Below are 381 nucleotides of genomic sequence, written 5' to 3' on the forward strand. Positions count from 1 at the left end.
GCGTGGTGGCCATCATCAATCAGATAACCCTGCTCACGGTCGTCCTGACGGGCGCCGCGGTCATCCGCGAACGCGAACACGGAACGCTGGAGCACCTGCTCGTGATGCCGCTGACCTCGTTCGAGATCGCGATGGCGAAGGTCTGGGCCAACAGCCTCGTGATTCTCGTCGCGACCGGGGCTTCGCTCCTCCTGATCGTGGACATGGTGCTGCAGGTGCCGTTCGCCGGCTCGGTGGTGCTGTGGTTCGTCGGCGTCTTGCTCTACCTGTTCTTCGCCACGGCGCTCGGCATCTTCCTGGGGACGATTTCACGTTCGATGGCGCAGTTCGCGCTGCTGATCATCCTCGTCATCCTCGTGTTGATGCTGCTCTCAGGTGGGA

General features: G+C 62.7%; 1 protein-coding gene. It reads left to right on the forward strand.

Going from position 1 to position 381, the window contains the following annotated elements; translation table 11 throughout:
- On the forward strand, nt 1–381 hold a 381-nt coding region (locus tag G4D83_RS45380), incomplete at both ends, for an ABC transporter permease (RefSeq protein WP_163871189.1).

Source organism: Myxococcus eversor (genome assembly GCF_010894455.1).
Classification (GTDB): Bacteria; Myxococcota; Myxococcia; order Myxococcales; family Myxococcaceae; genus Myxococcus; species Myxococcus eversor.